Below are 17,762 nucleotides of genomic sequence, written 5' to 3' on the forward strand. Positions count from 1 at the left end.
GCCGCCGCACGGGACGGAGCCCCGGCCGCCGGCCTCAGGGGGCGGCGGCCGGGGCTCCGCCGGTGGCCGGGTACGCATGCGGGTGCGGGTCACTCCCCGCCGGTGTCGCCTCCGGCGGCGGGGTCCTGCGTGACCGTGCCGGTGCTCTCGGCGGTCTGCTCGGGCGCGGTGCTCGCGCCGTCGCCGGACGGAGCGGGCGTCGGCGTCCCCGAGGGCGCCGGGGTGGTGGCGCCGTCGGTCGGCGAGGGGGCGGGGGTCGTGGCCGCGCCGCCGTCGTCGGTGGTCGCGGGGGCCGAGGCGCCGTCTCCGTCCTGGCCGGTACCGGTGCCGGGGGTGGCGCTCGGTCCGGCGCCGGGCTCTTCCTCGCCGGTGCCGGACTCCGTACCCGTCGACGGCTGCGGATCGGCCGTACGCGCGTCGCCGCCCCGGACGACGGAGCCCACGGTCGTACCGTTGCCGCCGCTGAGGTCGTTGCCCGAGACCAGCTCGAACCCGGTGATCCCGAGCATCGACACCACGAAGACCACGACGGCCGCCACGACGGGCTTCCGCCGGCTGCGGCGGGCGGTGCCGTGGGTGGTCGCCGCCGAGAACCCCTCGCCGGGTCCGTACTCCCCCGGCGCCAGGCCGGGTCCGGTGACCCGCAGCTGCCGGGTGGCGTCGTCCGGCTGGTCCGCCGGGGCGGGGACGGCCCGCAGCAGCCGGGTCGGGTCCGAGTCCTCCCCGGCGGACCGGCGGAGCATCCGCGTCCGGTCCGGGTCCACCGGCACGGCACCGCCGAGCAGCCGGGTGCTGCCGATCGCCTGCGCGCGGTCGATCACCCGGGTGACGGCGGGATCGGCGTCGCCGTCCGCCGGGACGGACGCGGCGCCGCGTCGGCCGCGCGTCGTCTCGCGGGTCCGCACGGCGACCTGGCGGCCCCCCGGATTGGTCACCTGCACGGTGACTTCGCGGATCTGCTCGCCCGTGCGACGGAAGAAGTGCTGGAAGACGGAGCCTCCGCAGGTGGCGACGATGCTCATCACGCCCGCACCCAGGATCGTCCCGTACACCCCCAGTTGCGAGGCCGCCACGGCAGCCGCGACCGCGGCCACGGCGCTGCCGGCGACCTGCGGCACGTTCAGGTCTATGCGCCTTTCCTTCTGTTCCGTGTCGCCTTCCGGCTTTTCCACCATGACCAGCCCTTGCTCGGCATCTCTCCCACCCTGCACCAGGAAGAGACCTTTGGGCGGAGTGGATAGTTCCGTTTCTGGTGATTCTGTGAAGCAGGACACGCGCCAGGGGCAAACGGACGGCGAATGGGTATCTCCACCCTCATGCCCGCCGTCAACCACCGTCACCAAGGACACCCGTCGACAACTCGGACGGCGTGCCGGTCCACCCCGGTGGCCCGAATGGAGTACTGTGACGAGCCCTGGGGCCGGACTCCCGCAAGGGTGATCCGGGTCCTGCGGGAGGGGGCCGAAGACGGCACTCGAACCGGCGGCGCCGACGCATCGCACGGAGACTCGTTGCACAGGGCGACCGCACAGGTCGTTCTGCGTCACCATGGGTAACCGTGTCACGAAGGCGTACCAGGGCCAAGGCCCGACACACGCCGGGCAACTTGGCAAGGTTGTGGCAGGCTGCACCCGGGCAGGCCACACTCGACTAGCGGAAGCAGCGACGCACGTGACGTCGGCAGGCACCACCCGGGAGGTCCCCATGCCCGAACTGCGTGTCGTGGCCGTCTCCAACGACGGCACACGACTGGTGCTCAAGGCTGCGGACAGCACGGAGTACACGCTTCCGATCGACGAGCGTCTCCGTGCCGCGGTGCGCAACGACCGCGCGCGGCTCGGACAGATCGAGATCGAGGTGGAGAGCCACCTCCGCCCGCGGGACATCCAGGCCCGGATACGAGCCGGTGCCTCCGCCGAGGAGGTCGCCCAGTTCGCCGGGATTCCCGTCGACCGTGTCCGCCGCTTCGAGGGCCCCGTGCTCGCGGAGCGCGCCTTCATGGCCGAGCGGGCCCGGAAGACTCCCGTACGCCGTCCCGGCGAGAACACCGGCCCCCAGCTCGGCGACGCGGTGCAGGAGCGTCTGCTGCTGCGCGGCGCGGACAAGGAAACGGTTCAGTGGGACTCCTGGCGCCGCGACGACGGCACCTGGGAAGTGCTGCTGGTCTACCGCGTCGCGGGCGAACCGCACTCGGCGAGCTGGACCTACGACCCGCCGAGGCGGCTGGTCCAGGCCGTCGACGACGAGGCGCGCTCCCTCATCGGCGAGTCGGACGCGACCGCTCCGGAGCCGAGCTTCCCGTTCGTCCCGAGGATCGCCCGGCTGCCCCGTGACCGGCCGCTGGACCGGGCCCTGGACCGGCAGATGGACCGGCACGCCGAACCGGAGGAGTTCACCGCCCCGACGGCCGCCGAACGCGATTCGCTGACCAGCCTGCTGGAGGCGGTGCCGAGCTTCCGGGGCGACATGGTCGTACCGGAGCGGCCCTCGCAGCCGGAGCCCGCGGCGATCGAGCCCGCCGCCGAGGAGCCCGCGGCGGACGAGCCGCCGGCCGCCGCGGCGTCGGCGGGTGCCGGGTCCGCGTACGCCGACGTGCTGATGCCGCGCGCGGTCGCGGGTCACCGGGACCGCCTCACCGGGACCACCGACCGTCAGGCGGAGGCGGACGGCGTCCGTCCGGGCCGCCGGGCCGCGGTGCCCAGCTGGGACGAGATCGTCTTCGGGACCCGGCGCAAGAAGCAGGACTGAGGCCCGGGACCCACCGGACCGCCCGGAGGGGCCGCACGCGCCGCGCATGCGGCCCCTCCGGCTTTTCCGCGTGCCCTACTGGGGCTCCGGTCCGGTCGCGACCGGGCGCGACTCGTCGGAGGACCACTCCGACCAGGAGCCCGGGTACAGCGCCGCCCGCAGTCCCGCGATCTCCAGGGCGAGGACCTCGTGGGCGCCGGAGACGCCCGAGCCGCAGTAGACGCCGATCTCCCGGTCCCCGGCGGCGCCGAGGGCGGCGAAGCGCTCGGCGAGCCGCCCGGCGGGCAGGTAGCGGCCGTCCTCGTCCACGTTCTCGCCGGTCGGGGCCGAGAGGGCGCCCGGGATGTGGCCGCCCACCCGGTCGATCGGTTCGACGTCGCCCCGGTAGCGCTCGGCGGCGCGCGCGTCGAGCAGGACGCCGGTACGGGCGAGGGCTGCCGCGCCGTCGGCGTCCAGCACCGGCAGCGCCCCGGGCTTCGGCTGGAAATCGCCCTCGGGGGGGCGCGGCACGTCGGTGGTCAGCGCGCCGTCCCACGCGGCGAGCCCGCCGTCCAGCACCCGGACGTCCTCGTGCCCCGCCCAGCGCAGCAGCCACCAGGCGCGGGCCGCCGCCCAGCCCTGGCCGCCGTCGTAGACCACCACGGGCCGGTCCGGGGAGACCCCGGCCCTGCGCATCGCGGCGCCGAAGCTCTCCGGGTCGGGCAGCGGATGACGGCCGCCACCGGCTCCGGCGGGTCCGGCCAGCTCGGTGTCCAGGTCGACGTAGACGGCACCGGGGAGGTGACCCTCCTCGTACGCGGCCCGGCCGTGGGGGCCGCCCAGCTGCCAGCGGACGTCGAGGAGCACGGGCGGGCGGGGTCCCGCCGACTCGCCCGCGTATGCGGATGCGGTGATGATGGGCTTCATGAGGGCCATCCTCGCGCAGCGACCGGCCCGGGTGTGTGGCGTCCGCGTGAACGCGGACGAGAAGACCGCCGTATCGGAAAAATCGGCCGGGTTCCGTCGTGAACCCGCATCGCGCGGCGCGGCCGGTGCGTCTCCGGGCTCCGGTGGTGCGAGCATCGGGGCGGGGGCGCCGAAGGCTGCGGGACAGCCTTTGTGAGCCGTACCGCACCCCTGGACGGCGGACCGGCCCCGATCTGCCGCACGGCCACCGATGGTCCGAGGAGAGAAAGACGATGACCGAGGCTGTCTCCCGGCGCATGCCCGGCACGCCCTGCTGGGTGAGCCTGATCGTGCACGGCCTGAGCGCCACCCAGGACTTCTACGGCGCGCTGTTCGGATGGGAGTTCACGCCCGGCCCGGACCAGCTCGGCCCGTACGTGCGCGGCCGGCTCCAGGGCGAGGAGATCGCGGGCATCGGCCAGCTGCCCCCGGACCGCCATCTGCCGATCGCCTGGACGACGTACCTCGCCACCGACGACGCGGACGCCACCGCCGAGGCGATCCGGTCCTGCGGCGGCACGGTGGCGGTCGGCCCCCTCGACGCGGGCCCGGAGGGCCGTCTGGCCATCGCCTCCGACCCGAACGGGGCGGTCTTCGGCATCTGGCAGGCCGCCCGGCACGCGGGGGCGCGGCTCTGGGGCACCCCGGGCACACCGGTCTGGAACGAGCTGGTCACCCGCGAGACGTCCTCGGTCGCCAAGTTCTACCAGGCGGTGTTCGGTTACGAGATCCAGGCGGTCGTCTCGGCCGACTTCGACTACCAGACCCTGCACCTGGACGGCCGTCCGGTGGCGGCTCTGCACGGAGTCGGGCACGCCCTGCCGCGCGACCGGGGGCCGCACTGGATGACGTACTTCGAGGTCGAGGACACCGACGAGACGGCTGCCCGGGTCGTCGAGCTCGGCGGGCACATCCTCCAGCCGCCGCGCGAGGGCACGAGCGGGCGGCTGGCGACGGTCTCGGACCCGGAGGGCGCGGCGTTCACCATCGTCAAGAGCGGCGAGAGCTGACCGGCGGGTGGGCGCTCACCGGCGGGGGTCGTACGTCAGCACCTTCACCTGGCGCAGCGTCAGCACCGTCTCGGCGTTCTGGACACCGGGAGTGGCTCCGATACGGTCCGTCAGATAGGCGTACAGGTCCTGGGTGGTCCGGCACTGGACGGCGGCGACGATGTTCGCACGACCGGTGACCGCCGCCGCGAACCGCACCTCGGGGTGGGCCGCCAGCGTCTTTCCCACCTCGACCAGATCGGCGGGCGCCACCGTGAGCCAGAGCATGGCTCCCACGCCGTGGCCGAGAGGTCCGTGGTCGTACTCGACGTCGAAGTAGAGGGCGCCGCTGCGGCGCAGCCGCTCCAGCCGCCGCTTGACCACGGCTTCGGACTGGCCGGTCCTGCTCTGCAGTTCGGCCATCGGCGCCCGGCCGTCCCTGCGGAGCACCTCGATCAGCGCCTCGTCCACGGCGTCGAGGGTCACGGGCCCGGCGGGGGGCTCCCCGAGCCGGGGCCGCAGGGCGTCCTCCTGCTCGGGGGTCAGTGCGTCGATCTTGCTCAGCCAGTCCAGCGGGCCGCCGTAGAACTGGTTCAGTACGCAGTGGGCGCTGACCTGGACGACGCGCGGGGTGCGTGGCAGCCGCCCGAGCAGGAGTTCGTCGCGTTCCCGCTGGGTGCGCGGCCTCATGGCGCACATGACCTCGGTGCCGCCGGACATGAGACTGATGTAGAAGGTGTCGGTGCGGCGGGCGAGCGCGGTGGCGAGCGAGTCGGCGGCATCGGGTGTGCAGAGCAGCCGCACGATCCAGCTGGACCGTCCGAGCCTGGTCTCGTCGGTCATCCCGACCACCCGGAAACCGGTATCGCGGCGCAGTCCGGCGAAGCGGCGGGCGACGGTCTTGTCGGAGACGCCGAGGACGTCGGCGATCTGCACGAAGGGGGCGCGGCCGTCGAGTTGGAGGGCCTGCATCACCTTCAGGTCCAGGGCGTCGGGCGGGGCCACCGTGCGTCTCCGATCCGTTGGTCCGTACGGTGCGCGTGTGCGGACCGTACGTCCGTCGTCCGCGCGTGTGCGGACCGTCCGGCGGCCCGCCCCCACCAGCATGCCCGCTCGTGCGGCACGTGCTGGTGGAGGCAGGCCGCGGTGGTCCGTCAGGCGTGGTCCGGCCCGGTGCCCGCGGCGGCCGGTGCGCCGGTGCGCGCCGATCCGCCGGCGGCCCGGACGGGGCCGGTGCTTCCCGCCGCGGGGGCGGAGGGTGCGCCACCGCCGCGGGGGCGCAGGGTGACGGCCGCGACGATCGCGCCCAGGAGCATGAGAGCGGCCGAGACGACGAGGCAGAGGTGGAGGCCGTCCACGAAGGAGAGCGACAGTGCGTGCAGGGCACGCCCCGTGTCGGCGCCCAGCGGCATCCCGGCGACGGCCTCCAGGCCGCCGTGGTCGACGGCCGCGGTGATGCGCTCGCCGGCCGCCCCCGTGAGCCCTTGTCCGGCCAGGTGCCCGGGGAGGGCGCCGACCGCCTTCGTGGTCAGCAGCGCTCCCAGGATGGCGGGGCCGAGAGCGGCGCCGACCTGCCGGAAGGCGTTGTTGCCCGCCGCCGCCATGCCGGCCTGGTGAGGCGGTACGGAGCCCACGGCGGTCGCGGTGATGCAGGGGAAGGCGATGCCGAGGCCGGTGCCGAGCAGGACGAGCCGCCAGGCCAGCGAGGCGAAGGAGGTGTCGATGCCGATGGTGGTCAGCGTGCAGAGCCCCACCGTGGCGATCAGCAGCCCACCGGCGATCAGGAGCCGGGCCGAGAGCCGCTGGGCGAGCCGGCCGAAGACGGCGCCCAGGACGAGCGGCATGATCGTGACCATCAGGAGGCGCGTTCCCGCCTCCAGCGTCGTGAGTCGCTGCACCATGCCGAAGTAGAGGCTCAGCACGAAGAAGAAGCCGATCAGCCCCAGGAAGCTGATCATGACCACCAGGGTGGAGCCGGTGAAGGCCGGGCTGCGGAAGATCCGCAGGTCGAGCATCGGGCTGTCGCTGCGGCGCTCCGCCAGCACGAAGGCGGTCCCGCCGATCACCGCGAGCGCCAGGGCGACGACGACCTGCGGCTCGGTGAAGGAGGTGGCGCCGCCCTCGATGACCCCGTAGACGAGGGCCGTGATGGCCACGGCTGCGGTGATCTGGCCGGGCCAGTCGAGCTTGCGGGGGTACGGCGACCGGGACTCTTCGAGCAGGCGCGCACCGGCGGCCATGGCGGCGAGGGCGAGCGGGACGGGCAGGAGGAAGATCCACCGCCACTGGGCGTGGGCGGTGATCGTGCCCGCGATCAGCGGGCCGACGGCGAGCGCCCCCATGAGGCAGGTCGTCCACAGGCCGATGAACTTGCCGCGTTCGCGGTGGTCGGGGACGACGTGGCTGATGAGCGCCAGGGTCATCGGGAGCAAGGCCGCCGCTCCGGCCCCGGAGAGGGCCTGTCCGACCCAGATCACGGCGATCGACTGGGCGCAGAGCGAGACCGCGGCACCGGCGGCGCAGAGAGCGAGCCCCGCCTGGAAGACCTTCTTGCGCCCGTGCACGTCGCCGAAGACTCCGGCCGTCAGGATCAGAGCGGCCACCGGCAGGACAAAGGCGTCCGAGACCCACGAGAGGTCCGAGGTGGAGGCGCCGAGAGCTTCCTGAATGACGGGGAGGCTCACCGACACGGTGGTGATCGGGAAATAGGCCACGAACACGCCTATGCAGGCCATGACCAAGGTGGCCGCGCGCCGGTCGGGTGCGCGGCCGGCGGACGGGGGTGTGCTGTTCACGGAGAACTCCTCCGCGGCGGGGTGCCCGCCGCTGTCTTTCGATGCCAGACGGAACTATGCGGACAGGGCACGCACCGGTGCCAGTCAGCGGGCCCTGCAGCCGGATTCTCGACATCGCGGAGTCCCGAACGCCGGATTCTCGGCATCCGGAAGGGGGGAGAAGGGGCGGACGGGCGCCCCTGCGTGGTCACGCCCGGGGCCGTCAGGGACAGTACGCGGGTGCCTCGTCCACGTTGTCCCGGGTGACCAGGAGGATCGGGGCGGAGGTGACCTTCTCCACGGAGCTTCCCGCCATCAGCCCGAGGCTGTTCCGTACCGCCAGCTGACCAAGGGTCGAGGCGGAGTTGGCCACCGTGGCGGAGAACCGTCCGTCCTTGACCGCCTTGAGCCCCTCGTCGGTGCCGTTCACGGTGACGATCTTGACATGGGCACCGGCCGCGTCGAAAACCTGCCGGGCGCCCATGGCCATCTCCTCGTTCGCCACGAAGGCGTAGTCGAGATCGGGATGGGCCTCGATCATGTCCCCTGCCGACTCACGGGCCTTGGCCGGATCGAACATCCCCGGAAGCTCCGAGACCATCTTCGCGTTCGCCGGAAGGGCCTGCACGAACCCGGCGACCATCAGATCCGAGGCCGCGCCGGGGGCTCCGGCGATCACTCCGACCTTGACGTCCTGCCCCGCCGCGTCCTGTTCCACCCAACCCGCGTCGAGTGCGCCGAGTCGGCCGAGGTCCACGACCACGGCGCCGAGGACCCCCGAGAGGTCTTCCGCGGTCACCGAGGTGAGGAAGATCGGGATATCGGCCGCCCGCGCCTTGGCCACGTCCACGTCGAGGGTGTCCACGTCGACGGTCTGCACGATCAGCTCGTCCACGTCCCGCGCGATCAGGTCTTCTATGTTGGAGAGTTCGGTGACCGGGTTCTGCGAGGAGTTGGCGACGACGAGGTGGGCGCCCTGGGATTCGGCGGATCGTTCCATCGCCTTCTGCAGACAGGTGTGGAAGACGGTGTCGGCTCCGTTGACGAAGCCGATCTTCGTCGAGCCGTCGTCCCCGCCCGCACTGTCGTCGGACGAGGAACATCCCGCGAGCAGGGAGATCAGGGCGGCTGCGGCGGCCAGCCGCCCGGGGACGCTGCGCGGCGAAGAAGTCACGAATCGGCCTTGTCTGCGGTGGGCGGATCACACGAGGGGTCACGGGTTCGCGCAGCCGTTCCGGGTCGGCGAACGGCCCGTCCGAGGGCCCGAACGCACCCGGACGAAGGCATGCCGGGGTCGCCGTACGGACATGCCGGAGGAGCCGGCGCGGTCGCTCGGACGCCCCGGACGTCCGGCGGCGGCGCACAACGTAACGCGCGTCCTGCCCGGCCAACCCCCGCGCGGCGCGCAAGGTGTGGTTGCAGGGAACGGGATCAAGGAACGGGGGTCGCGCGAACCGGCGCGGACCAGGTGTGAAGGCCGAGGCGGCGGGGAGGGCGGGGTGGCGGCCGGCGCGGAGGCGGCAGGGGCCGGCGGCCCGCGCGAAGACGACAGCGGGTCAGCGGCCGGCGCGGAGGCGGCGGGGCAGCCGTTGACCGGGACGGGGCGGTCACGGCCTCGGCCGGGCCGCACGGTCCCTCCCGGCGGGCTGTCCAGGCCGGTCGCGCCGGTCCCGGAAGTGCTCACCGCCCGCCAGGACGGAGGCTACGTACGTCGGCAGCGCGTCGGCGCCCCGCACGACCTCCCGCGAGGTCTGCAGGGTGGCGCCGAGCGGCACCCCGGGGATCACCGGGTACGCGGAGAGCGCGATGCCGGCCGACGGGCCGTCACGTCATGACGAGCCGTCAGGCCTGGTTCACCGGGAGGACGTCCGGCGACAGCGCGCCCGCGTGGGCCGCGGCGGAGGTCGCGCGGCGCCGGTGGTGACGGCGGCACAGCACCTCGTAACCGACCTCCTTGGCCGGGCGGTTGACGTCGCCGACCACGACCTGCTCGCCCTCGACGACCATCTCGCCGCCCACCGTGCGGGCGTTGTGCGTGGCGCGGGCACCGCACCAGCAGAGCGCTTCGACCTGGAGCTGTTCGAGGCGGTCGGCCAGCTCGATCAGGCGCTGCGATCCGGGGAAGAGCTTCGTGCGGAAGTCCGTCGTGATGCCGAAGGCGTAGACGTCCATCCCCAGGTCGTCCACGATCCGGGCCAGCTGGTCGATCTGGAGCGGGGCCAGGAACTGCGCCTCGTCCACGATCACGTAGTCCGCCTTGCCGCCCTGGGACAGCTGGTTCACGACGTACGCGTAGAGGTCCATGCCGTCGGCGGCCTCGACGGCCTCCGTCACCAGACCCAGCCGCGAGGAGAGCTTCCCCTCCCCCGCCCGGTCGTCACGGGTGAAGATCACGCCCTGGAGGCCGCGCGCGGACCGGTTGTGCCCGATCTGCAGGGCCAGCGTGCTCTTCCCGCAGTCCATCGTTCCGGAGAAGAACACAAGCTCGGGCATGAGAGGTCGAACGCCTTTCGACATGGGGGGGGGAAGGAGGGACGCGCCGGTGGGGCGGCGGCGTCAGGTGCGGACTTCGAGGAGGGGGACGAGCTGCTCGACCGGGGTCAGCGAACCGTGCATCCCGACCATCATGGACTCGTGGGGCTCGTTGGACGAGGCGGTGATCACCACGTCGTCGTGGGCGGCGGCGACCACGTCACCGATGCGGCCGTACACGCGCTCGTCGACCTCGGGGCCGAACCAGCCGGCGGCGACGGCCTCGTCCCGGCTCGCCACCCAGAACTGCTCTCCGAGCACTTCCTGCCAGACCGTCAGGACGTCGGCCTGGGCTCCGGGCACCGCGTAGACGTGGCGCGCGCGGCCTTCGCCGCCCAGCAGGGCGACGCCCGCGCGCAGCTCCCAGTCCTCGTCGAAGTCGATGCGGGACTGCTCGTCGAACGGGATGTCGATCATGCCGTGGTCGGCGGTGATGTAGAGCGCCGAGCGGGGCGGCAGCTGCTCGGCGAGGCGCCGGGCGAGTCCGTCCACGTACATCAGCTGCCCGCGCCAGGCGTCGGAGTCGGTGCCGAAGCGGTGGCCGGCGCCGTCGACCTCGCTGTAGTACGTGTAGACCAGCGAGCGGTCCCCGGCGGCGAGCCGCTGTGCCGCGACGTCCATGCGCTCCTCCCCGGCGAGACGGCCGAGGAACGAGCCGCCGCTGAGCGCGACCTTGGTCAGCGGCGTCTGCTCGAAGTCGGGCGCCGAGACCTGGGCCGTACGCACCCCGGCCGCGTCGGCGAGGCTGAAGACGGTGGGGTACGGCTGCCAGGCCTTCGGCGAGGTCCAGGGCTTCCAGCGGAGCTGGTTCATCAGCCCGCCGGTGGCCGGATCGCGCACGGTGTACCCGGGCAGTCCGTGCTTCCCGGGCGGCAGGCCCGTACCGACCGAGGCGAGGGAGGTCGCCGTGGTGGCGGGGAAGCCCGCGGTGATGGGACGCCCGGTGCCGCCGCGCGAGGTGGGCAGCAGAGAGTGCAGGAACGGTGCCTCGTCCGGGTGCGCCGTGATCTGCTCCCAGCCGAGGCCGTCGATCAGGAAGACGCAGTTGCGGTCGGCCGGGGTGAGCTCCGGGATCGACGCGGTGAAGCCGGGCACCTCCTGCCCGGCCACGAGGGTCGGCAGCAGATCCGCGAGGGACCCGGTGCCGTACTCGGGTACCGGAGCCGTGTCGAGAGGGAGGAGTACCGGGTCCTGCCAGGCGGGCTGGGTCATCAGCGGTTGGTCGGCGTGGCCGCCGTCGCCGCGGTGGCTTCGCTGAGCGCCTGGGCGAAGGCGAGCGTCTGCCGCACGGTGTCCGGGCCGTCGCCGGCCTCGCTGACCCGCAGGCTGAGGTCGTCGGCGGTGGAGCTGCCGGTGTAGCCGTGGTCGGCGTCGCAGTCGGGGTCGCCGCAGGCGGCCGGCTCCAGGTCGATCCGGGAGACCGCGCCCCAGCCGATGGTCAGGACGACCTCGCGGGGCAGCGAGCCGGGCACGTACTTCTCCGGGTCGGCCACGACACGGCTCACCACGACGGACGAGATCCGGCCGAGGTGCACGGACTCCGTGGAGGTCGTCGCGTACGGCGTCGGGGACTCCGTCTCGGAGGTCTGCTCGTCGGTGTGGCTGACGATGAAGCGGGTGTCCGTCAGGACGAGGACCGTGGCATGGCGCCGGACCTCGTTGGAGTCGAAGGTCGTCTCCTGGTGCACGAGGTACGAGGCGACCGGCTCCCCGCCGACGGCGGCCTCCACCGCCTCGGCCACGAGGGCCGGGTAGTAGCCGCTGCGCTCGATCGCCGCGCGCAGCCCCTGGGTCGTCGTACCGGTCTTTGCCATGACCCCCATCTTACGGGCCCCGGTGACCGCCGGGGACGCTACGGGGAGGGGTGGCCGGTCAGTAGTTCGGGAGCCGGCGGGGGCCGAGGTCGGTCCGCGCGGGAGGCGGGGCGAGCCGCACGCTCGCGCCGAGGACGGTCAGCCCGTGCGTGGCCACCACGACGGGTTCCAGGGTGACCGAGACCACCTCGGGATGGTCGTCGACCAGGCGGGAGACCCTCAGCAGCAGCTCTTCGAGCGCCCGGGTGTCGACGGGCGAGGAGCCGCGCCAGCCGAAGAGCACGGGGGCGGCGCGGATGGAGCGGATCAGTTCGGCAGCGTCCCGGTCGGTGGCCGGAACCAGCCGGTGGGCGATGTCCCCGAGGAGTTCGGAGGGGGTGCCCGCGAGACCGAAGGAGAGCACGGCTCCGGCGGTGGCGTCGATCGCGGCCCGCACCACGGTGTCGACGCCCCGGGGCGCCATGGACTGCACGACGGGCTGGAGTTCGGCGGGCTTGCCGAGGAGTTCGGTGAGTTCGCCGTACGCCCGGCGCAGCGCGTCCTCCCCGGCGAGGTCCAGCCGGACGCCGCCCAGGTCGGCGCGGTGGCGCAGATGGGGTGCGGTGGTCTTGAGGGCGACCGGCCAGCCGAGCTGGGCGGCGGCGGCCACGGCGGCGTCCGCGTCGGGGGCGGGGAGCGTCGCCCGTACGCCGATGCCGTAGCGGCCCAGCAGCTCACGGGCCTCGTCGTGGCCGAGCGGCCGGCCGCGTGGATCGGGGTCCGGGCCGAGCAGCGCGTCGATGAGCGCGGCGGTGCCGGGCTCGTCGATCGTGTCGTCGAGGAATTCGGGCACCCTGCCCGGCGCGGCGGCCTGGCGGCGCCACTGGGCGTACTTGACCGATTCGCTCAGCGCGCGGACGGCCCTTTCGGCGGCCGGGTAGGCGGGGATGCGGCCGGTGGGGGCGGGCGTGTGGACCCCCGGTTCCGCGGCCGGTCCGGCGGCGGAGGGCGGTGGCGCGGAGGCGGGTGCGTCGTCGCGGGCGGGTGGGCGCGTCGCTGCCGGACCGGACGCCGGACCGGACGGAGCCGCCGCCCCGCGCGTGTCCGGTCCAGGGCGGCCGGGGGTCCCGTCGCCCTCGGGCGACGCCGCGTGCGGGCGGGTGCCCGCCGTGGCCGCCAGCGCCTGGGCGAGTCCGCCGATCTCCAGGTGGACGACGGCCACCGGCTTGGCCGGTCCGGCGGTCCGGGCCGCCACGGCCTCGTGCAGGGCTGCCGCCAGCACCTCGCCGTCGCCGCTCTGCAGCTCGCCCTCTCCCCCGACCAGGGGGATCGCGGTCACGATCACCGCGTCGCACGCCGGGTCGGCGAGCGCCTCGGCCAGGGCTTCGCGGAAGTCCGCGGGCCCGGCCGCCGTGGTCAGGTCCCGGGGCGGCCGGGGCCGCAGTCCCTCCGTGAGGCAGGCGTCGTACGTGAGCAGCCCGAGCGACTCCGAGTTGCCGAGGATCGCCACACGGGGGCCCGCGGGCAGCGGCTGGTCGGCGAGGAGGAGGGCGGCGTCGATCATCTCGGTCACCGTGTCCACCAGGATCACGCCCGCCTGCCGCATCAGGGCGGAGACCGTGGCGTCGGGGATGCGGCTGACGGGCACGGCGTGGCCGGGCGGGGTGGCGCCGCTGTGCCGGGCGCCCTTGACCACCACGACCGGTTTCACGGCGGCGGTGCGGCGGGCGAGCCGGGTGAACTTGCGCGGGTTGCCGATTGATTCCAGGTAGAGCAGGGCGACGTCGGTGTCGGGGTCGTCGAACCAGTACTGGAGGAAGTCGTTGCCGGAGATGTCGGCGCGGTTCCCGGCCGAGATGAAGGTGGAGAGCGCGGCGCCGCGCCGGTGGAGTCCGGAGAGGAGCGCGATGCCGATGGCGCCGGACTGGGTGAAGAGGCCGATGCGGCCGGGCGCGGGCGATTCGGGGGCGAGCGAGGCGTTCATCCGGACGGCGCCGGAGGTGTTGATGACGCCGAAGGCGTTCGGTCCGATGAGCCGCATGCCGTAGGAACGCGCCTGGCGCAGCAGTGCGCGCTGGCGCTCGCGGCCCTCGGCTCCCCGCTCGGCGTAGTCGGCGGAGAGGACGACCAGGCCCCGCACCCCGTGCTCCCCGCAGTCCGCGACGGCTTCGGGGACCCGTTCGGCGGGGACGGCGATGACCGCGAGGTCGACCGGTTCACCGATGGAGCCCACCGAGCGGTGCGCGGGGGCCCCGTCGACGCTGTCCTGATCGGGGGCGAAGGCGTGGTTGACGGCGTACAGGCGCCCGGTGAAGCCGGAGTGCCGGAGGTTGCGGAGCACGGTCCGCCCCACGCCGCCCGGGGCGCGGCCGGTGCCGACCACGGCCACCGAGGCGGGGGACAGCAGCCGCTGGACGGAGCGGGCTTCGGCGCGCTGTTCGCGGGCGCGCTGCACGGCGAGCGATTCCGCGGTGGGTTCGATGTCGAGCGTGAGGTGGACCGCGCCGTCCTCGAAGCTCCGCTGCTGGGTGTAGCCGGCGTCCCGGAAGACCTTGATCATCTTCGTGTTGGCGGGCAGCACCTCGGCGGCGAACCGCCGGATGCCCCGCTCCCTGGCGACCGCGGCGATGTGTTCGAGCAGCACGGAGGCGACACCACGGCCCTGGTGGGCGTCCTGCACGAGGAAGGCGACCTCGGCCTCGTCGGCGGGCGCTGATGCGGGCCGGCCCCGGTCGTCGATCCGGTCGTAGCGGACGGTGGCGATGAACTCCCCTCCCACCGTGGCGGCCAGCCCCACCCGGTCGACGTAGTCGTGGTGGGTGAAGCGGTGGACGTCCCGGTCGGAGAGACGGGGGTAGGGGGCGAAGAAGCGGTAGAACTTCGACTCGTCGGAGACCTGCTCGAAGAAGCTGACCAGCCGTCCGGCGTCGTCCGGGGTGATGGGCCCGATCCGGGCGGTGCCGCCGTCCCGCAGCACCACGTCCGCCTCCCAGTGGTCGGGGTACGCGTGATGCGGACTCTGTTCCGGCGTGGGCTGCATGGGCAAAGCCTACGGCGGTCCCGCACTCCGGGAAGGGTCCGCGCGGGCCGCCCCGCGCGCTCGGCGCGTCGTCCGGACGGCCGCCCGCCCGTACCGCCGCGGGCGCGGTGTCCCCGCGACCGCCCGCGCGACCGGCCCTGCCACTGCCCGTACGACAGGCCCCGCCGCTGCCCGTCGGGCTGCCCGTCCGGCCGGGGGCCGGATACCCGTCCGGTCACCGTCCGACGGACCGTCCGGTCACCGCCCGACCGCCGTACGGACATGGTTCGACCGGTCGGGCGGTCACCTTTCGGCCGACCTCGGGACTGCCGTCCGGGGTGAGCGTCCCGGGCCGTACGGGCATCCGCGCGGCCGGGGGCCCGGGTCGCGGCGGATTCGGTGCCGGGGCAGGCTGGGAAGCCCACCGGGCGGCTCCGCCGCCGGGAGGGTACGCAGGTCCACGCCCCCATGACACAATGGTCTAGACAAATCAATTACCGGTCAGGACATCGCAGATTCACGAAGGGCAGAACCATGGTTGAGCGCCGCGTCAACGTCGGATGGGCCGAAGGCCTGCACGCCCGCCCCGCTTCCATCTTCGTCCGCGCCACCACGGCCTCCGGGGTCCCGGTGACGATCGCCAAGGCCGACGGCAGCCCGGTCAACGCCGCGTCGATGCTCGCGGTTCTCGGGCTGGGCGTGGAAGGCGGCGAGGAGATCGTGCTCGCCTCCGAGGCGGAGGGCGCGGACGCCGCGCTGGACCGACTGGCCAAGCTGGTCACCGAGGGGCTCGACGAGCTTCCCGAAACAGTCTGAATCCCCCTTCCGCCGGACTCCGCGACGGAATTCCCCGCTCGACCGGGCCGCACCGCTCCTCATGGACGGGGCGGCTCAGTCATTTCCCGGGCAGCCGTGAGGACTGGAATTCCGACAGCACGAGAAAGCGGCTGCAATTCGCTCTGCTATTTGTATACGGCGCGATTGTTAATGACGGGCACCCGAGGTGTTTACGGGATGTTGCAAAGTGCTCACCCGGGACTGCTTCACCGCCCGCGCCGGGCGCCGCGGCCGGTGCGCGGCCAGCGAGCGTTCCGCGTGCTGGGCGGCCAGACCCCTGGCCCGCTCCGCGTCCCCCCGGGCCACCGCGTCCACCAGGGCGCCGTGTTCGGCCCACGACTCGACGGGGCGGACCGGCTGTTCGACGGCGTACATCCAGGCGATCTTGTGCCGGAGCTGGGTCAGCAGGGCGATGAGACCGGGACTGCCGGAAGCCTGGGCGAGCGTCTCGTGGAACCAGCCGCCCAGCGAGCGCAAGTCCTCCCCCTCGCCCCGGCGGGCCCGCTCCTGCCCCAGCTTGACCAGTCCGCGCAGGACCTTGAGGTGCGCCTCGGTGCGGCGCTGCGCGGCCCGGGCCGCACCCAGCGGTTCCAGCAGGAGCTTCACCTCCAGGAGGTCGGCCGCCTCCTGCTCCGTCGGTTCCGCGACGCAGGCGCCGGCGTGTCGGCGCGTGACCACGAACCCCTCCGACTCCAGGGTCCGCAGCGCTTCGCGCACGGGCACGCGGGAGACGCCGTAGCGCCGCGCCAGAAGCTCCTCGGTGAGGCGGCTGCCGCGTTCGTAGACGCCCGAGACGATGTCGTCACGGATTGCCGTGCATACCGAGTGCGCGGGAATGCGCATGTCCGAACCTCCGCCTTAATCCCCGCGAAACGCGGCCGATCGAAGCCTGCACCGTGACTCTATTGCAATCTGAGTGAATTTCCGATGGCGTACCGGAATTCGCACATATCTTTTGCCTGCGGAGCGGGCGGCCGTAGGGGTTTCGGGTGATATGCCGAAGCCCCGGCACGGGCCGGGGCGTCGGGACGATCAGGAGGGTGCGCGACCGCTCCCGTACGGCGGTACCGCGGGACGGGCGGCGGTACACCGGGCCGGGACGGTGCGGCGGCGGGGCTCAGACGGTGAGGCCGCGGGCCCGCAGATACGCCACGGGGTCCATGTCGGTGCCGTACTCCGGGCCGGTGCGCGCCTCGAAGTGCAGGTGCGGGCCGGTCGCGTTGCCGGTGGCGCCGGAGAGGCCGATCCGCTCCCCGGAGGAGACGTGCTGGCCGACGAAGACGCCGAGGGAGGAGAGGTGGCCGTACTGGGTGTACGTGCCGTCCGTCATCCGCAGCACGATGTTGTTGCCGTACGCGCCGCCCCAGCCGGCCTCCACGACGGTCCCCGCGCCCACGGCGAGGACGGGGGTGCCGGTGGCGGCGTGGAAGTCGACGCCCGAGTGGCTGCCGGAGGACCAGAGCGAACCGCTCGACTGGTAGCCGGTGCTGACGTAGGAGCCCGCGATGGGCAGGTGGAAGGAGTTCAGGCGGGCGCGCTCGGCGGCGCGGGCGGCGCGCGCCTTCTCCTCGCGTGCCTCCCTCGCCCGTGCGGCTGCTTCGGCCTTCGCCTTCGCCGCGGCCTTCGCCCTGGCCTCCGCGCCGCGCTGCTGGGCCGCCGCCTGGTCGGCTATCCGGTCCGCGATGGAGTCGCCGAGCACCACGGCCCCGATGAGGCCGGTCGTACCGGGCGACGGGACGGTGGAGTCGGCGGCGAGGGCCGGGGAGGCCATCGAGCCGACGACGCCGGTGGCGGCGAGCGCCGCGACGCCGGCGAACCTGGCGGTGGAGCGCGTCAGACGGCCCGGGGCGCGATGCGTCCCGGTGGCACGGGTGAACGCCATGGAGGAGCGGGTCCTTTCCTTCCTTCTCGCCTACCGGGTTAGCTGACGGGTTCGGAGCAGGAAGGTCTCCTACGGGCGTTCGCGCCTCTCACGAGACGCGGGTGCCCGATTCACCCCAGGGACTTCACGGGTCCCCGGCTCCCCAGGCTCGCGCCTGACGGGGACTCGGCGATGACTGTCCGGCACCGCGAGTGCGGCACACAGTCGACGGACAGCCGGATCGACGCTAGGCCGCGGCGCTTT

14 protein-coding genes and 1 riboswitch are annotated in these 17,762 nt (G+C 73.6%); of the genes, 3 read left to right on the forward strand and 11 right to left on the reverse strand.

The genetic code is table 11. The features are described from left to right. Positions 1 to 89: 89 nt before the first annotated feature. Positions 90 to 1,175 carry a hypothetical protein gene (locus tag ACFWEE_RS12090; protein ID WP_386888491.1) on the reverse strand — a complete coding sequence of 362 codons (1,086 nt, stop codon included), beginning with the start codon at positions 1,173 to 1,175 and terminating at the stop codon, positions 90 to 92. A gap of 529 nt (positions 1,176 to 1,704) precedes the next feature. Between ACFWEE_RS12090 and sepH the strand changes: the two genes are divergently transcribed. Beyond that, positions 1,705 to 2,748: a septation protein SepH gene (sepH, locus tag ACFWEE_RS12095; protein ID WP_386888492.1), complete on the forward strand. Its 1,044-nt coding sequence runs from the start codon at positions 1,705 to 1,707 to the stop codon at positions 2,746 to 2,748. 75 nt (positions 2,749 to 2,823) lie between these two features. Here sepH and ACFWEE_RS12100 read toward each other — a convergent pair whose 3' ends face one another. After that, positions 2,824 to 3,654, reverse strand: coding sequence for a sulfurtransferase (locus ACFWEE_RS12100; protein ID WP_386888493.1), 831 nt, complete (start codon positions 3,652 to 3,654; stop codon positions 2,824 to 2,826). A gap of 272 nt (positions 3,655 to 3,926) precedes the next feature. Between ACFWEE_RS12100 and ACFWEE_RS12105 the strand changes: the two genes are divergently transcribed. Further along, positions 3,927 to 4,703: a VOC family protein gene (locus tag ACFWEE_RS12105; RefSeq protein ID WP_386888494.1), complete on the forward strand. Its 777-nt coding sequence runs from the start codon at positions 3,927 to 3,929 to the stop codon at positions 4,701 to 4,703. Between the two features lie 15 nt (positions 4,704 to 4,718). On the opposite strand, the gene ACFWEE_RS12110 is transcribed toward ACFWEE_RS12105, so the two are convergent. The 7 genes from ACFWEE_RS12110 to ACFWEE_RS12140 form a co-directional block, all read right to left on the reverse strand. Continuing rightward, the gene (locus ACFWEE_RS12110) at positions 4,719 to 5,687 is read right to left on the reverse strand and encodes an Lrp/AsnC family transcriptional regulator (RefSeq protein WP_386888495.1); all 969 of its coding nucleotides are present in this window, start codon (positions 5,685 to 5,687) and stop codon (positions 4,719 to 4,721) included. A 149-nt stretch (positions 5,688 to 5,836) separates the two neighbouring features. Next, a complete protein-coding gene (locus ACFWEE_RS12115; protein ID WP_386888577.1) occupies positions 5,837 to 7,417 on the reverse strand; it encodes an MFS transporter in 1,581 nt (526 codons plus the stop codon). A gap of 262 nt (positions 7,418 to 7,679) precedes the next feature. Then, positions 7,680 to 8,630 carry a sugar ABC transporter substrate-binding protein gene (locus tag ACFWEE_RS12120; RefSeq protein WP_386888496.1) on the reverse strand — a complete coding sequence of 317 codons (951 nt, stop codon included), beginning with the start codon at positions 8,628 to 8,630 and terminating at the stop codon, positions 7,680 to 7,682. Positions 8,631 to 9,298: 668 nt separating this feature from the next. Then, a complete protein-coding gene (locus ACFWEE_RS12125; RefSeq protein ID WP_386888497.1) occupies positions 9,299 to 9,949 on the reverse strand; it encodes a thymidine kinase in 651 nt (216 codons plus the stop codon). A 63-nt stretch (positions 9,950 to 10,012) separates the two neighbouring features. Continuing rightward, a complete protein-coding gene (locus ACFWEE_RS12130; protein WP_386888498.1) occupies positions 10,013 to 11,200 on the reverse strand; it encodes an alkaline phosphatase family protein in 1,188 nt (395 codons plus the stop codon). Next, positions 11,200 to 11,802: a DUF5998 family protein gene (locus ACFWEE_RS12135; RefSeq protein ID WP_386888499.1), complete on the reverse strand. Its 603-nt coding sequence runs from the start codon at positions 11,800 to 11,802 to the stop codon at positions 11,200 to 11,202. Before ACFWEE_RS12135 ends, ACFWEE_RS12130 begins: the two co-directional genes overlap by 1 nt. Before the next feature lie 58 nt (positions 11,803 to 11,860). Beyond that, positions 11,861 to 14,821 carry a GNAT family N-acetyltransferase gene (locus ACFWEE_RS12140; RefSeq protein ID WP_386888500.1) on the reverse strand — a complete coding sequence of 987 codons (2,961 nt, stop codon included), beginning with the start codon at positions 14,819 to 14,821 and terminating at the stop codon, positions 11,861 to 11,863. 513 nt (positions 14,822 to 15,334) lie between these two features. Here ACFWEE_RS12140 and ACFWEE_RS12145 point away from each other — a divergent pair. Continuing rightward, positions 15,335 to 15,616 carry an HPr family phosphocarrier protein gene (locus ACFWEE_RS12145; protein WP_386888501.1) on the forward strand — a complete coding sequence of 94 codons (282 nt, stop codon included), beginning with the start codon at positions 15,335 to 15,337 and terminating at the stop codon, positions 15,614 to 15,616. Positions 15,617 to 15,784: 168 nt separating this feature from the next. On the opposite strand, the gene ACFWEE_RS12150 is transcribed toward ACFWEE_RS12145, so the two are convergent. Together ACFWEE_RS12150 and ACFWEE_RS12155 are read right to left on the reverse strand one after the other, a co-directional pair. Continuing rightward, positions 15,785 to 16,480 (reverse strand): GntR family transcriptional regulator, encoded by a 696-nt coding sequence (locus tag ACFWEE_RS12150; RefSeq protein WP_386888502.1) that lies wholly within the window; start codon positions 16,478 to 16,480, stop codon positions 15,785 to 15,787. A 274-nt stretch (positions 16,481 to 16,754) separates the two neighbouring features. Beyond that, the gene (locus tag ACFWEE_RS12155; protein ID WP_386888503.1) at positions 16,755 to 17,519 is read right to left on the reverse strand and encodes a M23 family metallopeptidase; all 765 of its coding nucleotides are present in this window, start codon (positions 17,517 to 17,519) and stop codon (positions 16,755 to 16,757) included. Between the two features lie 12 nt (positions 17,520 to 17,531). Then, positions 17,532 to 17,700, reverse strand: a riboswitch (cyclic di-AMP (ydaO/yuaA leader). Positions 17,701 to 17,762 lie beyond the last annotated feature (62 nt).

Source organism: Streptomyces sp. NPDC060184, assembly GCF_042728795.1.
Classification (GTDB): Bacteria; Actinomycetota; Actinomycetes; order Streptomycetales; family Streptomycetaceae; genus Streptomyces.